Source organism: Leisingera sp. ANG-M1 (assembly GCF_000813745.1).
In the GTDB taxonomy this organism is placed as follows: domain Bacteria; phylum Pseudomonadota; class Alphaproteobacteria; order Rhodobacterales; family Rhodobacteraceae; genus Leisingera.
In genome coordinates, this window is sequence record NZ_JWLC01000040.1 from 6,988 (window position 1) to 9,201 (window position 2,214).

A 2,214-nucleotide genomic window follows, 5' to 3' on the forward strand; every position below is an offset into this window, starting at 1 on the left:
AAGAACGGTCAGGCCTTCTTTGCTGAGAACGCGCGTCATCCGGTGGCCGAAGACGAGTCGGCTGCGGCGCATGTCCGGAGATGGCTGGACACCCCATTCATTGCTCAGGCGGCGCCAGCACGCGGCGGGCGTCTCACCCCCAAGTCCGCGGTGCGGGTTGTTGTGGTAGATGTCGACGATCCAGCGCACCAGAACGAAAACCAGATCATCCAGCGTCAGTGCCGCGCGCTCTTCCGGCTTTGCGTCGCCCTTGGTAACGACGTCGGAAAACGTGCGCCCGGACAGACGCGGAAGAAGGTCCTTGGCGAAGGTGTTGAACACACGCTCAATGGTCCCGCGGACTTCCGGGCAGCCCGCGATTGCCAGTTCCTTGGTGATCCCGAGATCGGCACAGGCGAAGCGGAAGGCCTGCGACTTGAACGCAATTCCGCAGTCCGTGACGATCAGTTCCGGAATTCCGTGCATATCCCAGTGGCCGAGCGCGCCAACCAGGTCGGCCCACTGGCCTTTGTTGGACACGACCATCTGGAGCACCTGTACCGCGGCCCGCGCTTTCGGCGCCGTGGAAATGACCATCCCCACGATGCAGCGGGTGGTGCAGCAGATCGCCACCGTCAGCGTCCAGCGCTTCGCGGTCTTGTCCAGGCCCAGCTGGAGGCGTTCCTCTTCAGTGAACAGGTCGATGAGCCCGCTGGAATGCATCAGCGTCATGAGATCGATTTCCCATTCATCAATCTCGACCCGCTGGAGCGGGCGGGTCAGGTCCAACCCGTTCAGAACCGGCTTGAACCTTTTGCGGGCGGCCGCTTCACCGAAACGTGCAGTAATCACCGCGAACGGATCGAGCTCCCGGATCGCACGGCGCGTGGTTTCCCGGCTGGGCGCCGTGAGAGTGTGCAACCCCTGCGCTTCCCGTTCAGCGTTCCGCTTCTCAAAAGCGTTCAGCACATTTTGATGGATCACTTTGATTGTCGGCCGGTCACGGCTCATGTAGCCGCGCACCTCCTTCATCAGCAAACCGACTTCCTCGGGCCCCAGGATCCGGTTGCGGTTCCTGCGCAGGTGCATCGCATCCAGAAATCCAGCTTGGCCGTCGAGTTCAGCAGCTTTGATCCATTTTCGCAGCGTGCGAGCGCTGAGGTAAACCTTCAAGTCCGTTGAAGGATCCGGCTCGGCTTGCCCCAGCGGATTGAGATTATCTGCGAACTTGATCGCCTTGCCGGAAAGCAACTCCATATTTGCGGTGATCGCAGCGTCAGTACGGTTGACTTTCCCTTCGCGCTCCAATTCGAGGAAGGCCTCGACATAAGCACTGCGTTTAGCAACCCGGGCCTGCAGCTTCGGCGGCAAGGCAGAAATGAGAGCGGTACTGGGCTGCGCTTGCCGGACCGCGTTATCGGGGTGGTAGTAGTTGGGTTCAACGCGGATACGGCCCAGCGACGCAAGGCGGCTCAGTTCTTCATGCGAGATTTGAAACGCCCGCCCGGTACCATCAACCATCTGAAAGACAGAACCGGCTTCATTGGTGTAGATTTGCTTGCAGCAGGTTTCATTAACGGTCACTTTGTCGAAAGTGCCAATTGCAACGCGGGTTTTGGTAAAGTCAAAAGACAGCTTCATCAGACCTGCTCCCTTTTGAAGACCTGGGATTTCGGGGAAATGCGCTCGTGGCTGACGAGCTGGAGATGACGGGACCGGATCAGCCGGATCAGCGCCCGGAAGCCCATGGCGCCGCAGCCAGCACGGTCCCTGAGAGCCTCCAGTGTTTCGATGCCCTGCATGTCCCGAACGGCTTTCCGCGCCGCTTCATCGGCCTCGGGATCCTCATCGCGAACGGAATGAAGCAGTTCGGCATTGAACAGCTCGATGGGGTCCAGGTCCTCTTCCGTCAGCAAGCGGACATCGGCAACGAAGCCTGCTTTCCGCGCCTGATCCGAGATCCGGCACATCTCCTCGAAGAACGCGTCGCTCACGCCATACGAAGGCCGCACGGAATAGGCGATAATCGCTCCATCGGTCTGCACCACCACGAAATCGAAGTAGTGGGTGTGGAGCTCGCCGTACTCATCGTGCCATTCGAAACCAACCTGCTCGTAGATTTCGCCGGTTTCCGGCCGGGCGGCCAGGCAATGGAACCCCTGCAGTTCGTGATGGCTTTCGATCTGGATAATACGTCCGGGACCCTCACCCGAAACGACGTGTCCGGTGAAGTGC

At 60.0% G+C, this 2,214-nt stretch carries 2 protein-coding genes; both read right to left on the bottom strand.

The genetic code is table 11. The features are described from left to right. Positions 1–1,620, bottom strand: a 1,620-nt coding sequence (locus tag RA19_RS24825; protein WP_039168365.1) for a DDE-type integrase/transposase/recombinase, incomplete at its 3' end; no start/stop codon positions are given. Next, positions 1,620–2,214 (bottom strand): hypothetical protein (locus RA19_RS24830; protein WP_039168369.1); only part of this gene is annotated, 595 nt, incomplete at its 5' end. The genes RA19_RS24825 and RA19_RS24830, both read right to left, overlap by 1 nt.